Origin of the sequence: Selenomonas bovis DSM 23594 (assembly GCF_000381005.1) — a bacterium.
Taxonomy (GTDB): domain Bacteria; phylum Bacillota; class Negativicutes; order Selenomonadales; family Selenomonadaceae; genus Selenomonas_C; species Selenomonas_C bovis.
Window position 1 is genome coordinate 1 of the sequence record NZ_KB908414.1, and the last position, 14,451, is coordinate 14,451.

The 14,451-nt window shown below is 56.6% G+C and carries 16 protein-coding genes and 1 pseudogene; all 17 read left to right on the top strand.

From position 1 onward, the window contains the following. The coding region (locus F599_RS0111625) for a DUF4355 domain-containing protein (protein ID WP_019543688.1) at window positions 1-520 on the top strand (520 nt) is incomplete at its 5' end. Between the two features lie 21 nt (window positions 521-541). Beyond that, on the top strand, window positions 542-1,453 hold the full coding sequence (locus F599_RS0111630) for a phage major capsid protein (RefSeq protein WP_019543689.1): 912 nt from the start codon (window positions 542-544) through the stop codon (window positions 1,451-1,453). A 127-nt stretch (window positions 1,454-1,580) separates the two neighbouring features. After that, window positions 1,581-1,964 carry a head-tail connector protein gene (locus F599_RS14940; protein ID WP_169337829.1) on the top strand — a complete coding sequence of 128 codons (384 nt, stop codon included), beginning with the start codon at window positions 1,581-1,583 and terminating at the stop codon, window positions 1,962-1,964. Beyond that, window positions 1,961-2,338: a hypothetical protein gene (locus F599_RS0111640; RefSeq protein WP_019543691.1), complete on the top strand. Its 378-nt coding sequence runs from the start codon at window positions 1,961-1,963 to the stop codon at window positions 2,336-2,338. Before F599_RS14940 ends, F599_RS0111640 begins: the two co-directional genes overlap by 4 nt. Next, window positions 2,325-2,705: an HK97 gp10 family phage protein gene (locus tag F599_RS14335; protein ID WP_169337830.1), complete on the top strand. Its 381-nt coding sequence runs from the start codon at window positions 2,325-2,327 to the stop codon at window positions 2,703-2,705. Before F599_RS0111640 ends, F599_RS14335 begins: the two co-directional genes overlap by 14 nt. Then, window positions 2,702-3,157 carry a phage tail terminator family protein gene (locus F599_RS0111650; RefSeq protein ID WP_019543693.1) on the top strand — a complete coding sequence of 152 codons (456 nt, stop codon included), beginning with the start codon at window positions 2,702-2,704 and terminating at the stop codon, window positions 3,155-3,157. Before F599_RS14335 ends, F599_RS0111650 begins: the two co-directional genes overlap by 4 nt. After that, the gene (locus F599_RS0111655; protein ID WP_019543694.1) at window positions 3,158-4,402 is read left to right on the top strand and encodes a phage tail sheath C-terminal domain-containing protein; all 1,245 of its coding nucleotides are present in this window, start codon (window positions 3,158-3,160) and stop codon (window positions 4,400-4,402) included. A gap of 16 nt (window positions 4,403-4,418) precedes the next feature. After that, window positions 4,419-4,877: a phage tail tube protein gene (locus tag F599_RS0111660; RefSeq protein WP_019543695.1), complete on the top strand. Its 459-nt coding sequence runs from the start codon at window positions 4,419-4,421 to the stop codon at window positions 4,875-4,877. A 12-nt stretch (window positions 4,878-4,889) separates the two neighbouring features. Further along, on the top strand, window positions 4,890-5,255 hold the full coding sequence (locus F599_RS0111665) for a phage tail assembly chaperone (protein WP_019543696.1): 366 nt from the start codon (window positions 4,890-4,892) through the stop codon (window positions 5,253-5,255). Between the two features lie 192 nt (window positions 5,256-5,447). Further along, window positions 5,448-9,074 (top strand): phage tail tape measure protein, encoded by a 3,627-nt coding sequence (locus F599_RS14945; protein WP_019543698.1) that lies wholly within the window; start codon window positions 5,448-5,450, stop codon window positions 9,072-9,074. Continuing rightward, window positions 9,071-9,796, top strand: a complete 726-nt coding sequence (locus tag F599_RS0111680; RefSeq protein ID WP_019543699.1) for a hypothetical protein — start codon at window positions 9,071-9,073, stop codon at window positions 9,794-9,796. The genes F599_RS14945 and F599_RS0111680 overlap by 4 nt, the downstream gene beginning before the upstream one ends. Then, window positions 9,793-10,878, top strand: a complete 1,086-nt coding sequence (locus tag F599_RS14345) for an XkdQ/YqbQ family protein (protein WP_019543700.1) — start codon at window positions 9,793-9,795, stop codon at window positions 10,876-10,878. The genes F599_RS0111680 and F599_RS14345 overlap by 4 nt, the downstream gene beginning before the upstream one ends. 9 nt (window positions 10,879-10,887) lie before the next feature. After that, window positions 10,888-11,295 (top strand): DUF2577 family protein, encoded by a 408-nt coding sequence (locus F599_RS0111690; RefSeq protein ID WP_019543701.1) that lies wholly within the window; start codon window positions 10,888-10,890, stop codon window positions 11,293-11,295. Then, on the top strand, window positions 11,292-11,717 hold the full coding sequence (locus F599_RS0111695) for a DUF2634 domain-containing protein (protein WP_019543702.1): 426 nt from the start codon (window positions 11,292-11,294) through the stop codon (window positions 11,715-11,717). The genes F599_RS0111690 and F599_RS0111695 overlap by 4 nt, the downstream gene beginning before the upstream one ends. Next, window positions 11,710-12,738, top strand: coding sequence for a baseplate J/gp47 family protein (locus F599_RS0111700; RefSeq protein ID WP_019543703.1), 1,029 nt, complete (start codon window positions 11,710-11,712; stop codon window positions 12,736-12,738). Before F599_RS0111695 ends, F599_RS0111700 begins: the two co-directional genes overlap by 8 nt. Continuing rightward, a complete protein-coding gene (locus F599_RS14950; protein WP_019543704.1) occupies window positions 12,722-13,435 on the top strand; it encodes a putative phage tail protein in 714 nt (237 codons plus the stop codon). The genes F599_RS0111700 and F599_RS14950 overlap by 17 nt, the downstream gene beginning before the upstream one ends. Window positions 13,436-13,437: 2 nt before the next feature. Beyond that, window positions 13,438-14,451, top strand: a pseudogene (locus F599_RS14955) (hypothetical protein); the annotation flags it as partial.

Consider the following 14,451-nt stretch of genomic DNA (forward strand, 5'->3'; position numbering starts at 1 on the left):
TTCGGCAGGGCAGGAGGGCGGCAAGTCTGCCGATGAAAGCCCCAAGGCCGATGAGGCGGCGGTGCAGCGCCGGATTGATGAGGCGCTGGCGTCGGCCAAGGTGAAGTGGGAGAAAGATTACAAGAGGAAGGCCGAAGCCGCGAAGAAGGAGGCGGAACGCCTCTCGAAGCTCTCTGACGACGAGCGCGCGAAGGCCGAGCTCGAAAGTTCCCGCAAGGAGCTCGAGGCAAAGGAGCAGGAGCTCAAGAAGAAAGAGCTCAAGCTCGAGATGGTGAAGGTGCTCTCCGACAGGAAGATTCCGGTCGAGTTCATGGACTACCTCATCGCGGAGGACAGCGAGAGCACGATGAGCCGCATCACCACATTTGAGAAAGCATACAAGAAAGCCATCGAGAACGGCGTGAACGAAAAGCTCAAGGGCAAGGCCCCCAAGGCCGGAACACAGAAAGCAGGAGCAGCGTCCGCGTCGGTCAAGAATGGCTTTTTTGATGCCATTTATAAGAATCAGGTCAAGCGTTGAGCAGAAAGGAAGTAAAAGAACATGGCAGATACGACTTACTTGAAAGATAATCTCCAGGGCTTCGTCCCTACCCCTACCGCGTCGGATATTATTTCCGATGTCGTGCGCGGCTCCTCGGTACTGCGTCTCTCGAAGGTGCAGCCGATGACGAGTGAGACACAGAAGTTCCCGGTCATGACGGGTGGCCCTGGTGCGTACTGGGTCGGTGAGACCGAGCGAATCCAGACGTCGGTAGCGACGTGGATTTTCCCCGAGCTTGTCGCGAAGAAAATCGGCGTCATCGTCCCGTGCTCGAAAGAGAAGCTGGAGGATTCAACGGTCGATGTGTTCAGCGCCATTCGCCCGTACATCGCCGAGGCGTTCTATAAGGCCATCGATGCGGCGTGCCTCTTCGGCACGAATTCGCCGTTTGCCAAGAGCATCTACGGTGTGGCCAAGGATGCCGGCCGGGCAGTTGCCGAGGGAACAAACGACAAGCTTGACCTCGATATCTCTGACGTCATGGCGCTCGTTGAAAACGAGGGCATGGACGTCAACGGTTTCGCAGCGGGCTACGACCTCAAGAACAGCCTGCGCAAGCTCCGCGACGGCAACGGCAATCAGCTCTTTGTCTCTGGCGTCGACCAGAACACACTCTACTCGCAGCCGATTGAGTTCAGCCGCAACGGTGCCTGGGATAAGACGAAGGCGCGCGCCATCGCCGGTGCGTGGAACTATGCCATCGTCGGGATCCGCGACCAGATCCAGTACGAGACGCTGCGCGAGGCAACGCTCCAGTCCGTCACGATGGGCGACAACAAGCCGCTCTCGCTTGCGGAAAACGACATGATCGCCATCAAGGCGACCATGCGCCTCGGCTTCCTGCCGGTCAAAGAGAATGCGTTCGCCATCCTCACGCCGAAAGCCGCGGGCGCATCCTCTGCTGGCAAGTAAGGAGGCGGCAGCATGGATTTCCATGAGTATGTGAAGGGAGACCGGGTCATCCGTGCGACGGAAACGGCTTACCACGCCATCTACCAGGCGCAGGGGTTCTCCCTTCGGGAAAGCGAGGCGGGAAAGGATGGAAAGACAGGAAGCGGTAAAGCGGGTGAGCGAAAAAGTTCTCCTGCTCACCGGCGAACAAAAGCCGAATAGCGACACGCTCGCGTTCTACATCGAGAAGTTGGTGACCGACATCCTCGACTACTGCCACCGCGACGATTTCCCGGACGCGCTCGTCTACACGGTCGTGGAGCTCGTGCAGAAGCGTCTCGCTGACGCGGCCAGCGCTGCGGCAGGGATGGCCGGGGGCACGCATGGTCCTCTCCAGTCGGTCAAGATGGACGATACGGAGTTCCATTTCGCCGTGTCGAGCGTCGACCCTGCTGCCTGTCTCTCGGAGCTGAGTTTTGATGCCATCAAGCCGAAGCTCAAGCTCTACCGGAGGGTGGTGAGCTGGGCATGACGGAGTTCGAGAGCATCCTGCAATCGGTCATGTATCACGACCGCGCGAGCATCTACCGGCTCGTGCCGGGGAATGCCGCAGACGGCTCGGACGACTACGAGGATGAGGAAACGCTTGTCGCAGAGGATGTGCCCTGCAAGCTCTCGCAGTATGGCAAAGAGCTTCTCGCGAGCAAGACAGAGCGGGCGCTGTCCGTAAAGATTGATTTGCGCCTCTGCTGTGCGCGTGCTATCGACATCCGCGAGGGTGATCGCGTCGTCGTGTCGCATCAGAGGCAGACGTTCGAGCTTTTTGCAGGCACGCGGTTCGTGTACCCGACGCATGCCGAGGTTTCTGTCAGGCGGTCGGAGGAGGCGGGAAATGATGGGGATTGAGTTTCAGGGCTTTGACGAGCTGGAAAAGAAGCTTGCCGAGGCGGAAAAGAAGCTGCCGGGCGCGCGCGACAAGTTCCTCATGCAGGAGGGGGAGCTGCTGCGCGGCAAGGCGGCGGAGCTCTCGCCGGTGGATACCGGTCGGCTGCGCATGGGATGGAAACGCTCTGACGTTCATGGCGGGCGTGTTGAGGTCTACGACAATGTCAGCTATGCCGCGCATCAGGAGTACGGCCACCGCGTCAAGGTGCATGGAAAGTTTACCGGGCGATTCCTCCCCGGCCGCCACATGCTGCGTGATGCGCTCGATGAGCAGCAGAAGAGCTTCCAGGAGGACGCGCGTGACATACTGGAGGGGATGTTCTCATGATCCCATCAAGCACCATCCGGAGTGTTCTCGTTGCGCTCTTGAAGAGGCATTTCCCGACATGCGAAGTTCATTTCAGCACGAATTTCAAGGCGAAAGCGGACTATTTCTATATTGAGCTGCTAGAGAAGCAGATCTTCATCGACAAGGTGTATAGAGACCGCGACATTGATGTTTCGATACATTTTGTGCCGATTCCCGATGCACGCGGCCGTATATGCCGGTCGAAGCTCTATGAAGCGGAGGAAAAGCTCGATGAGATATTCCTTTCTGTGGTTCAGATTGGCGACCGTTTTATTACGGTGCAGGATACCTCGTCGCGCATCGTCAGCGAGGTGCTGCATTTTGATTTTCACATGCAGTTCGCGGACAATGTGGAGCTTGCGCCGCTTGACCGCATGGGAGAGCTCAAGGTCAATGGCATTTCTCTTGATTTATCAGAGGAGGAAGAATAAATGGCAAATGAAGCAGAGAAGTTCGGCTTGCCGCAGGTCGTTATCGACTTCAAGACGAAGTCGGTGTCGGCCATCGCGCGCAGTGCCCGGGGCATCGGCGTCATGATCCTCAACAATGAGACGACGAACACCTCGAATTTCTACAAAATCAACGACGTGACGGATATCCCTGATACAGGGCTCACGGAGCGCAACGTCATGCTCATCAAGAAAGCGCTCCTCGGCACGCCGCTGCGGCTGCTGGTCTACACGCTGCCGAACAAGGACGTCAAGGTGTCCGGTGCGACGAGCACGATGACCACCACAGAGAGTGGCGCGTCGTCCAGCACGACGGAGACGCTGCTCAACCAGGCGGATATCCTCAAGAAACTCGTCACGGTCAAGTGGAACTACATCTGTCATCCGACCGGCACAACGCAGGATCAGGAAGACCTCGCAACCTGGGTGAAGGAGCAGCGCAGCCTCAAGCGCAAGACGTTCAAGGCGGTTGTCGCGAATTTCGATGCCGACGACAAGGGCGTCATCAACTTCACGACCGGCGGCATCAAGTGCGTCAATCCGGCTTATACGGACGCGCTCAGTGCAGTGGGCGGCGATGCCTCGAAGGTTGACACGAAGACGACGCCTGAGTACCTGACCTTCACGGCGGCGGAGTATACGGCGCGCATCATGGGCATCCTCGCCGGTCTCGCGCTTGACCGCTCGGCGACGTACTACCAGCTCACCGAGGTCGAGTCTTGCGACACGTATGACGACATCGACGATGCCATTAGCAAGGGGCAGCTCGTGCTCATCGACGAGCAGGACGGCGACGGCGTCAAGATCGGCCGTGCGTGCAACTCGCTCCACACGTTCACGACGGACGTCGGCGAAGATTTCCGCTACATCAAGATCGTCGAGGCCGTCGACATGATCACGGACGACATCCGCGACACGTTCAAGCATTCCTATGTCGGCAAGGTCATCAACGACTACGATCACAAGATGCTCCTCATCTCGGCCATCCTCGTCTATTTCCGCGGGCTCGAGGGCAATGTGCTCGACGCTTCGGAATCGGCGGTCAACACGGTCGACATCGACGAGGACGCGCAGAAGGATTACATCACGCTCCATGGGCTCGATAAGCCGGAAAACCTCTCCGTGCAGCAGATTCGCGAATACAACACGGGTACGCACGTCTACCTCACGGGTCGCGTGACACCGGTCAACGCGATGGAAGACCTCAAGGTCACGTTCCTCATGTAAGAAAGGATGAAGCAGAATGGCAAGAGATGCAGAAGACATTAAGTACCGCGGCCGTCGCCGCTGGACAGGCAATCATGGCCGTGTCTGGTTCGACGGCGCGCTGATTTTCGAGATTGTGAAATTCGAGGCGAAGGTCACGGCTGACCGTGAGGACGTCATCATCGGCGAGTCGAAGGACAGCAAGATCACCTCGCTCACAGGCGAGGGCACAATGACGGTCAAGCCGGTCTTTAACCGCTCGTGCAAACGCTTCCTCGAGGAGTGGAGCGCCGGGCACGATCCACGCACGATGGTTGTTGCAACGCTCGAGGATCCGGATATGATTGACGCGCAGCGCGAGAGCATCGTCATCGACAATGTGTGGATCAAGGAAATCGGGCTCATGCAGTTCGAGAAGGGCAAAGTCGTCGAGAAGGAGTTTCCGTTCGGCTTCACACCACAGGACGCAAGGTTCACGGAGAGCGTCGCGCAGTAAGGAGGAGATAACATGGCAGCAGTCAGCATTGAAGAACTTATCAACGAGAAAGAAGCTATCGAGGCGCGCAAGAAACGTCAGTACGACGTCGAGACGAGCGCGGGCACGTTCACGATGAGGCCGCCTTCGAAGTCGTTTGTCGCGGAGGCGATGGGGTTATCCGAGGGTTCGGACGAGTATCTTGTCTACCATTGCACGGTCTCTCCTGACCTCTCGGACAAGAAGCTGCAGGACGCCTACGGCTGTGTCGAGCCGACGGACATTGTCGATCGTCTGCTCGATCCGGGCGAGATTTCTGCGGTCGCGAAGAAAATCATGCAGTGCGCAGGCTACGGCAAGGATGTCCGTGCGGAGCTTCATGAAGAAGTAAAAAACTAATCAAGGAGGATTGGAGGGCACAGACTTGTGCCTTCCTCCTCACACGGGGGTTGCCCCTTGACTATTTCTTCTCCCTCTCGGAGGCGGGAAAGATTTTCGCCCATGCGGCGATCAGTGTCTATCAGGAGGAAGAGATGGAACGGCTCAAGGCGCAGCTGAGTATTCTGGCGGCAGGAAAGGGGATGAAGATTCGTGGCCAATCGTGATTACGTGCTCTCTGCAACGCTCGAGCTCAAGGACAAACTGACCGGCAAGCTCAATGACGCGAGGAAAGGCCTCGAAGGCGTGAAAGGCTCCGCTGCTGCTGCGTCCGGTGCTCTTGACGGGGTGGGAACGTCGGCGGTCAAGGCGGCCACCGACACGGGAAGGCTCAAGAGCGCGCTCTCGGGCGTCAAGGGAACCTATCGGGCAACAGTCGGCGTCAAAGATGAGGCGTCCGGCAAGCTCGGCGCCATCAAGAGTAGCGTCAGGGAGCTCGCGGGACGCGCGTCTGCTTTCACGGTGCGGGCGCGCGATGAGGCGTCCAGTAAGCTCACGCGCATCAAAGAAGAGCTCGCGGGGCTGGCTGGCAAGACCTACACTGCGATGGTGAACGTCAAGCGGAACACTGGTGGCATTACTGGGATGGCTGAGAAGGCTGGCAACGCCGCTTCTGGCGTAGCCAGCGGCATGCTGATGGGCCTGCCCTTGCAGGTGGCTGGCATGGCCGGTTTAGGCTATGGCGTGATGGATACCATCAACACCTACAAGAATTTTGAAAAGCAGATGGCCACAGTAAAGGCTATTGCTACCAGTGGAATGGGCGTAAATGAGGCTAACGCTGCCATGGAGCGCATGACCGCCAAGGCCAGAGAAATGGGCGCTGTGACTCAGTTCTCCGCTGAGCAGGTCGGCAAAGCGTTAGAATACATGGCAATGGCAGGCTGGAAGGAGCAGCAAATGATGGCAGGCATAAAGCCGGTGCTTGATCTGGCTCTTGCAGCAGGTGAGGATTTGGGCACTGTATCTGATATCGTCACCGACTCCATGACCGCCCTCAAGATTGATACCAGGGGAGCGAATGCCAACGCCAATATTAAGGAATTCACCGACATATTGGCAGCCACGGCTACCAATTCCAATACAACAGTGGGTATGATGGGCGAGGCGTTCAAATACGCTGCGGCTCCTGCAGGGCTTTTTGCCAGTGCCTACGGCAGTGATGAAGTTGGTGTTGCCAAGGATGTGGCTCTTGCTCTGGGCTTGATGGCTGATAGCGGTATTAAGGCAAGTATGGCCGGTACTGCTCTGAGGTCAACACTCACCCGAATGACCGCTGACACAATCCCCACGGCAAACGCGATGAAGATGCTGGGCATCAACATCATGCAGATGGGGGCTGATGGTACACAGCAGTTGAAACCCTTGCGGGCCATCTTCGATGATTTGCGCAAGAAATTCAAGGAAGGCGTTTCTGCTGAGGAATTGGTCAATTATGCCGAGACCTTGAGCGGAACCAAAACCAGAAACAAAGAGAAAATGGTTACCTTTGCCAAACAGCTTGCGGCCCAGGGCGGCAAAATGAATGACAAGGATAAAGCCAAGTTTGCCAAAATGTTTGCAGGTGAGGAAGCGCTTTCCGGCTGGTTAGCTATCATCACGGCCAGCGACGAAGATTACCAAAAGAAGATTGCCGCGATTGATAATTCTCGCGGGGCTGCAGATGAAATGTCCAAAAAGCGTGCTGATACTTTAGCAGGTGATTTGGAAATCTTGAAATCCGCATGGCATGACTTCCAGATTGAGCTTATGAGCGGCAAAGGCGCGAGCGGCCTACGTGATTTTGTCCAAGGCTTATCGAAAGATGTTACCCAGTTCAAAACATCCCTGAAAGATGGCCTTGACGTTGGTGATATTGGCAGCCTTGCTCTTAATGTGCTCAAACAGTTAAAGGATAAATTCCTTGAGTTTGACGGCGTCGGCTCTATCCTTGCCGGTGGCGCTCTAGCCGCAGGGCTCTACAAGATTGTCGGCCTCACACGGAAAGCCGTGGATGCCGTCAAGGGGCTCGCGGGCATGCGCAAAGGCGGGGCCATCCCTGGCCAGTCGGGCGCATCGTCTGCCAGGGAAATGGTGGTCAATGCCGCAACCGTCATCGTAAACGGCAAAAGCATCGCCGGTGGTGGTGCCAGCCCCGGTAAAAACTCCGGCGGCGTTATCTTTGGCCCTGACGGCAGACCTATCCAGAGCGGTGGCCGCACACAAGCACCTGCGCCGCAGCCAGGGAGAGCCGCAGTTCTCCGTGCCAATGCCAAGGCTTTGGGCGGCGCGGGAGCGCTTGCGGCCATTTTCGGTGCGATGGATGTCTATAGCGCGCACTCGCAAAACAGCACGCTCATGGAGGAAGCCGTCTGGGGCGTCAAGCAGGCAAGCGACAACATCGAAGAGCTCACCAAGAATGGCGGCTCGCAGGAGCAATGGCAGTCGGCGCTTGATGAGTACACGAAGGCGAACGATTACCGGGCGCAGGTGGAGCACGACAACCGCATGCGCGAGGGTGATGCCATCGGCGGAGCACTCGGCTCTACGGTCGGTACAGTGCTCGGCGGTGCCATCGGCAGTTTCGCGGGTCCTGCAGGGACGGTCATCGGCATGACGGCCGGCGGCATCCTCGGCGAGATCGCAGGCAAGCGCATCGGTTCCTGGCTTTCTGACTACAACATCCAGAACACCGTGAGCTTCGAGAAAATCGCGCAGTGGCTCAACCCGAAGGAAAAGGATCCAATCGGCTTTGACTTGAACGGCAAGACGGTTCCCGTAGACATTGTCGGCGATTCCATCGGCATCAAGGATACGACAAAGGACACGAGCGGCCCTTTCGGGCTCCAGACAGACCTTTCGGCCATCGGCCCGCACGCGTTCGATACACCGCGGGACACGTCGCAGGATTTCGGCATCACGGAGATGCAGAACATGTACACGACTGGGATGTTCAGCGGCGTGCAGGAGGAGGCGCAGGAGGCTGCGAGCGCTTCGGCAGACGCTTTTTCCGCAGCGAGCGCGTCCATCTCTACGGATTTCGAGAACGCAGGCGCACAGGCGACCGCTACGGCGGATAATATCCAGATGGATATGCTCGGCTCGGCGCAGGGCTCACAGGATGCATGGAACTCCTTCCCGTCCTGGTATGATGCCAGCGTGGCCGTGCCTACATCGAACGCGGCGGCTGAATGCGGTGCGGATGTCTCCGACAGCTTCGAGACGTCGGCCTCGGATACGCAGGGAGCGTGGAGCGGCGTCGGCGGCTTCTTCTCGGGTCTGTTTGCCTCCATCAAGTCCGGGGCTGCAAGCTGCGCGGCATCTGTTGCGCAGTCGATGGCCGGCGCGGCGGCATCCGCGCGCGCTGGCGGTCATACGAACATCGCCGCTGGCCTTGATTGGATAGGTAACAATGCCGCATGGCTCGGCGGTGTCAGCTATCCGCACAAGGCTATCGGCACGAGCTTCGCGCCCGGGGGCTGGACGGAGATCAACGAGCACGGCGGTGAGATCGTAGACCTGCCGACCGGCTCGCGCGTCTACCCGCACGCCACGACGCTCTCGATGCTCAAAGACACGTTCGAGAACAATCTGCCTACGGCGATTCCTGTGTCTGCACCAAGTGTATCGGTGGATTTGCCGCGCACGCGGTCTGACGCGGAAGCGACGCAGGTCGTCATCACAGGCAACAGCTTCATCGTGCGCGAGGAGGCCGACATCGACAAGATCGCCTACAAGCTGCTCACGCTCATGCAGGAGAGCCGGGCGAATATGAATCCGGTCGAGGGGGTGTTTGCATGAAGAATCTATTCCACATCTGGAACGAGGTCAACAACCTCGGTTCCTACATCCTCGGCGGCAATGTCGCGGATCGGCGGCAGATCGTTCTCTCTTGCGATGGAGACCGCTTCATCATCCCTGTCACGCCGAAGACCTACAAGGTACAGACCGAGCAGAACAACCGCGTGGTCGATATCATCGACACGGGTGAAGCGCAGCTTTTCGGTAATCCGAAGCTCACGCGCCTCTCGTTCGCCTGCTTTTTCCCGCAGCCGGAGCATGAGTATCCGTTCGTCGTCGGTGACAGCAGCGCGCCATCTGAGTGCGTCGAGAAAATCATCAAGTGGAAGGAATCGAAGCGCCCCGTCCGCGTCATCATCACGAACAGCCCGGTAAATCTCATGATGGCCATCAAGTCATTTGCGTACCGGGAGCAGGATGGCTCGCGTGACATCTACTACGAGCTGTCCTTCGTCGAGTGGCGGGCGCTCAACGTCCCCTCCGCGAACAACGACAAGCAGGTCGATGAGAAGACGGGCCTCAAGCAGCGCCCAACAGAACGTACGGCAAGCAAGGCGGCAAACGCCATCAAGAAAAGCCGCGACATCCTCGAAGCATCGAAACGCGCCTACGGGAAAGTGCAGTACTGGCGCAGCATTGCGAACGCGAACAGTCTCAAAAACCTCGCGCTCAAGAATCTCCGGGATGTCGTCGTGAAGGAAAGGCAGCGGACAGGCGTATGAGAATCAAGATAAAAGACACCGACGTGACACCTCTCGTCATCGCCTGTACCTGGTCAGGCAGTCGTCTCACCGTAGCGCGGACGCTGGATTTTACCATCGTCCAGGATGACCGCGACATGAATATCCCTGTTGTCAAGGCAGATACTGGCATGACCGTCTACGGCTATAAAGAGGCCGATATCGAGACACAGACAGGTACACTTTTCGCGCAGACGGAGACGACAAACGACGATAAGCAGAAAGAAGCGCAGCCGGTCTTTGTCGGCAACATCTACAAGATCGAGCGTGACAGGGCGAAAGGAACACTCCATATCGTAGCGCATGACCATGCCTTTGTCCTCGCGCACAGCAAGACGACGAGGAAGTTTACGAGCATCACACCGGAGGAAATTACGAAGCAGATTTGCGCGGAACTCGGCGTGCTGCCGGGGAAAATCGTTGAGACAGGAACGCCCGTCTCCTTCATCGCAAATCGGAAAACGGGCTACCGGATCATCATGGGCGCCTACAATGAAGCCGCGAAAATCATCAAACAGAAGGCGGGAAAGGATGAAAACGGCAAGGACAAAGAAGATCCGAAATATCAGCTGCTCATGGATGGCGCGAAGCTCAACGTCGTCAAGAAAGGCGAGATCATCAAGGACTTCGTGCTTGACGCGGCGACCAATATGACAGAAAGCACCTACGCGGAGAGTATCGAGAACATCATCAATCAGGTCATGATCGTCGACAAGGAAGGGAACCGTCAGAGCTATGTCAAAGATGACGACGACATCAAGAAACATTCCATGTTTCAGGATGTCTACAAGGAAGATCCGAACAAAGACACGCAGACTGAGGCAAAAGCGCTGCTCAAAAAGCCTGACCGCACAGGGACAGTCGTCGCGCTTGGTGATTACCGCGTCATCTCGTCCTACTCCGTCGAGGTGCGCGACAGCCTCCAGAACAGCCAGTCGGCGCAGTTCTGGGTGAAATCCGACACGCATACTTTCCGCGATGGGGAACATGAGATGAAGCTCGTGCTCGAGTACGAGAACATGATGGAAGATGAAAAGGTCGAGAAAGAGAAAGATAAGAAATGAGGTGAGCAAATGGAAAAGACAGGGGACGAAAAGGTCATCCCGAGCGCGGAGCACTCCGTAAATGAAATGGTGGCCATCCAGCACGACATCGCCGAGGAACACGTGCCGCTCCTGCCGAGTGTGGGGAGGGTGCTTTCGCCGCCGCCGGATATACGGGTAAAGTGGAACGACATCACGCTCAGCAAAGAACAGATTTACCTCAACGAGTACTGGCTGCCCGGTCACACGCGCCACATCGTCGGTGCGACATCATACGCAGGCGGTGGCTCTGGCGATGCAGCCTATGAGAGCCACAACCACCCCATCGACAACGATGAAACCTGGACAGACACGCTGAAACCCGGCGATCTCGTCTCTGTCTATCCGCAGGCAGGCGGGCAACTTTTCCTTATCGAGAACAGGGTGGTGAAGCTATGAGCGAGGAATATCCTTTCATTTCAGCCACGACGGAAACCGCCGATGACCTGCCGCTCTTCAAGGAGTATGCCTGGGATTTTGAAACCGATAAATTCCGCTATGATGGCAACGGCAATCACATCCTGCTCACGGGCAACGATGCTCTCGAAGTGTGGATCTACAAAGCGCTCAAGACCGAGCGCTTTTCCTATCTCGCTTATTCCTGGGGCTACGGCATCGAGCTCAAGCCTTTCATCGGCAAGGTCATGAGCGTGCAGGAGCGATACAGCGAGCTCAAACGTGTCATCACGGAGTGCCTGATGGTCAACCCTTATATCAAGAGTATTGACTCCTTTTCCTTTGCGGCGGAAAAGCACGGCGAAACCGTGCATCTGACGATCCGGCTGACGACGATTTACGGGGAGATGAATATCCATGTATGAGGCAAGGGAACAGGAGGACATTCTGCAGGAACTGCAGGCCGCGAGCGGTACGCCGACCAGCAAGATCGAGGGCACGTTTGAAAACGATATGCTCGCGGCCAACTCTCTGGAATTTGCCAAGGTCGAGGTCGAACTGGAGCAGGCGTACAAGGCAGCATTCGCGGAGACGAGCTGGGGCGATTATCTCACGATGATCGCCGCACAGTTTGGCGTCGACCGCAAGCGAGCGGGGAAGGCGAAGGGAACTGTCACAGTCACCGGCACAGGCAGCGTCAGCAAGGGCAGCCGCTTCGCGACAGCTGCGGGGACGCTGTTTGTCGCGACGCAGAATGTCGATGCCGTCGGCAGCGCAGATATTCCGGTCGAAGCCGTCCTCGAGGGCGCTGCAGGGAATGTGGCCGCGGGAACGGTGAATGTCATCCCGATGAGCATCCCCGGTATCAGCGCTGTCACGAACAAGGCACCGATGGCAGACGGCTACGATGAGGAGAGCGACGAGGCCCTGCTCAAGCGCTACTACATCGCCGTGCGCACACCCGCGACAAGCGGGAACGTCTACCATTATTTTAATTGGGCGATGAGCGTCAAGGGCGTTGGCAACTGCAAGATTCTGCCGCTCTGGAATGGCCCCGGCACAGTCAAAGTGCTCATCATCGACAGCAACGGGCAGACGGCTTCGCAGGAGCTCATCAAGAGCGTCGCGGATTACATCGAGACCGCTCGCCCCATCGGCGCGACGGTCACCGTTGCCAGCCCCGTACCGCTGGGTATCACGGTTTCCGTAGCCGTCAAGGGGGTGCTGGATAAAGAGGCCTGCAAAAAGGCAATCAACGCGCGCCTCGCAAAAACAGCGCTCTCCGCGACATATCTTTCCGCCGCTCAGGTCATCGACATCATCATGGATCAGTCATCTGTCGAGGATTGCGACAATGTAATGCTGAACGGCAAGACACGTCTCAGCATCGGCGCCGACTTGTTACCAGTTGTTGAGGAGGTGGACGTGCGTGCTTTATCTACGTAACCAGCCGCCGAACCTTGCGCGGTATCTGCCGCAGTTCCTGCAAGAGGATGAGCACTTCAAGGCGGCGCTTGCGGCGTGCAGTACGGAGCACGAGAAATATCGGCTGCTCATTGATGAAATCACAAATCAGTTTTACATCAAGGCTGCTACATGGGGCCTCGCAGATTGGGAGCGCATCCTCGACCTCAGGCCGGACGCAAGCGACAACTACGAGCAGCGGCGCAACAGGATTTTGCTCAAGCTTCAAGGGCGGCAGGTCAGCACGCTTGACTTTATGGCGGCGGTCGCTAGTAGATACATCGACAATAAAAGAGCAAAGATAGAAGAGCATAACAATCTATATTATTTTGATGTGTCAACGGATGGAACGATTACAGATGAGAAAGGTTTTATTGATGCGATTAATCTTTATAAACCTGCTCACTTGTCCTTCGGCTTGCATTTTCAACGTAGTGAGACAGGTATTTTACATATTGGCGCGGCGGCAGATAATTCGACGCGTTATAATATGTTTCCTGCAGTCGCGAAAGACAGCAATATAAAGACATCGCTATGTATCGTTTCTTCTCACGGGAGCTATATTGTAAACAGTATTTCCCCCGTGGCAGGTAGCGGCAGTATTAATAAAACTTGCAATATATACGGTGTTGCGCCGTATATCATGCAATCATATGAGATAAAACAGGAGGTTAATTAAATATGGCAAATTGGACAGGCGGCATTTTAACAGACCTCGGCAGGGAGTTGCAGGCGAAAGTAGAATCAGGGACTCCGCTTAAAGTAACCTGCTTCAAACTTGGCGACGGCACAGAAACGGCCTCGGACGCGCAGGGCATGTCGAACCTTCTCGCGCCGAAAGTTAAATTTGGTATTACAGGGATCGAGAGAAAAGGAACTCTTTGTACTTTTACAGGCGTGATCACGTCCTCGAAGGTGTCTGCGGGATTCAGAGCGCGCGAATGGGGACTTTTTGCCGAAGATCCTGACCGCGGCGAGATCCTTTACATGGTTGCTCTTGACGATCGGCCTGATTACATCGCCGCGCAAGATTCGACGCTTAACAGTACGATTACTTATGCCCTCAACATTGATATTTCAAGCACGGCAGAAATTACACCGGTTATTGATGCGGCGGGCTTGGTATCTGTTGATACGCTCGAAAAGGCCGCGGGGCTTGTCAGACGTTCGACGGCCTATGCATTAAAGGATATTGCCTACGATATTCAGCTTTCTAACCATCCATCTTGGCGGCTCGTGTGTACCAAGGCAGGTACGACGGGCGAAACAATTCTTAATCTCGACGGCGCGAAACTCGGCAGCGTATATACAGACGGTACGGCGGAATGGACGGTACAGGATGTATATAGCGCCGTCATCGACGACCACGACAAGAATAAGGACGCACACTCCGCCCTCCAATCCGTCATCGATGATACTCTTACGCCGACCGCTGACGAGAATACCATCCGCAGTCTGCTCAGTAACATTGCGAACCGCGTCAAGGCAGGAGCAGGGACGTCTGGCTGGAAAGATGCCCCCGCGACGACCCTTGCAAGCCTCGCAACGCTTGCAAGTAATCTCGCGAGCGGGTCTGACGTGACTTGGGACGGGAGCAAATTCACGAATAAGAAGCTCGGTATCACGGGGCTCATGGGGTCAAACGGGTATATCTGTTTCGGGCCGAACTTCGGCGGCTTAATTCTACAGTGGGGA

Bases quoted from the DNA above. Each gene is read 5' to 3' on its own strand.
- F599_RS0111660 (WP_019543695.1), top strand. From the start codon at position 4,419: ATGGCAAGAGATGCAGAAGACATTAAGTACCGCGGCCGTCGCCGCTGG.
- F599_RS0111695 (WP_019543702.1), top strand. From the start codon at position 11,292: ATGAGCGAGGAATATCCTTTCATTTCAGCCACGACGGAAACCGCCGAT.
- F599_RS14940 (WP_169337829.1), top strand. From the start codon at position 1,581: ATGGAAAGACAGGAAGCGGTAAAGCGGGTGAGCGAAAAAGTTCTCCTG.
- F599_RS0111650 (WP_019543693.1), top strand. From the start codon at position 2,702: ATGATCCCATCAAGCACCATCCGGAGTGTTCTCGTTGCGCTCTTGAAG.
- F599_RS0111630 (WP_019543689.1), top strand. From the start codon at position 542: ATGGCAGATACGACTTACTTGAAAGATAATCTCCAGGGCTTCGTCCCT.
- F599_RS0111700 (WP_019543703.1), top strand. From the start codon at position 11,710: ATGTATGAGGCAAGGGAACAGGAGGACATTCTGCAGGAACTGCAGGCC.
- F599_RS14335 (WP_169337830.1), top strand. From the start codon at position 2,325: ATGATGGGGATTGAGTTTCAGGGCTTTGACGAGCTGGAAAAGAAGCTT.
- F599_RS0111680 (WP_019543699.1), top strand. From the start codon at position 9,071: ATGAAGAATCTATTCCACATCTGGAACGAGGTCAACAACCTCGGTTCC.
- F599_RS0111665 (WP_019543696.1), top strand. From the start codon at position 4,890: ATGGCAGCAGTCAGCATTGAAGAACTTATCAACGAGAAAGAAGCTATC.
- F599_RS0111690 (WP_019543701.1), top strand. From the start codon at position 10,888: ATGGAAAAGACAGGGGACGAAAAGGTCATCCCGAGCGCGGAGCACTCC.
- F599_RS0111655 (WP_019543694.1), top strand. From the start codon at position 3,158: ATGGCAAATGAAGCAGAGAAGTTCGGCTTGCCGCAGGTCGTTATCGAC.
- F599_RS14345 (WP_019543700.1), top strand. From the start codon at position 9,793: ATGAGAATCAAGATAAAAGACACCGACGTGACACCTCTCGTCATCGCC.
- F599_RS0111640 (WP_019543691.1), top strand. From the start codon at position 1,961: ATGACGGAGTTCGAGAGCATCCTGCAATCGGTCATGTATCACGACCGC.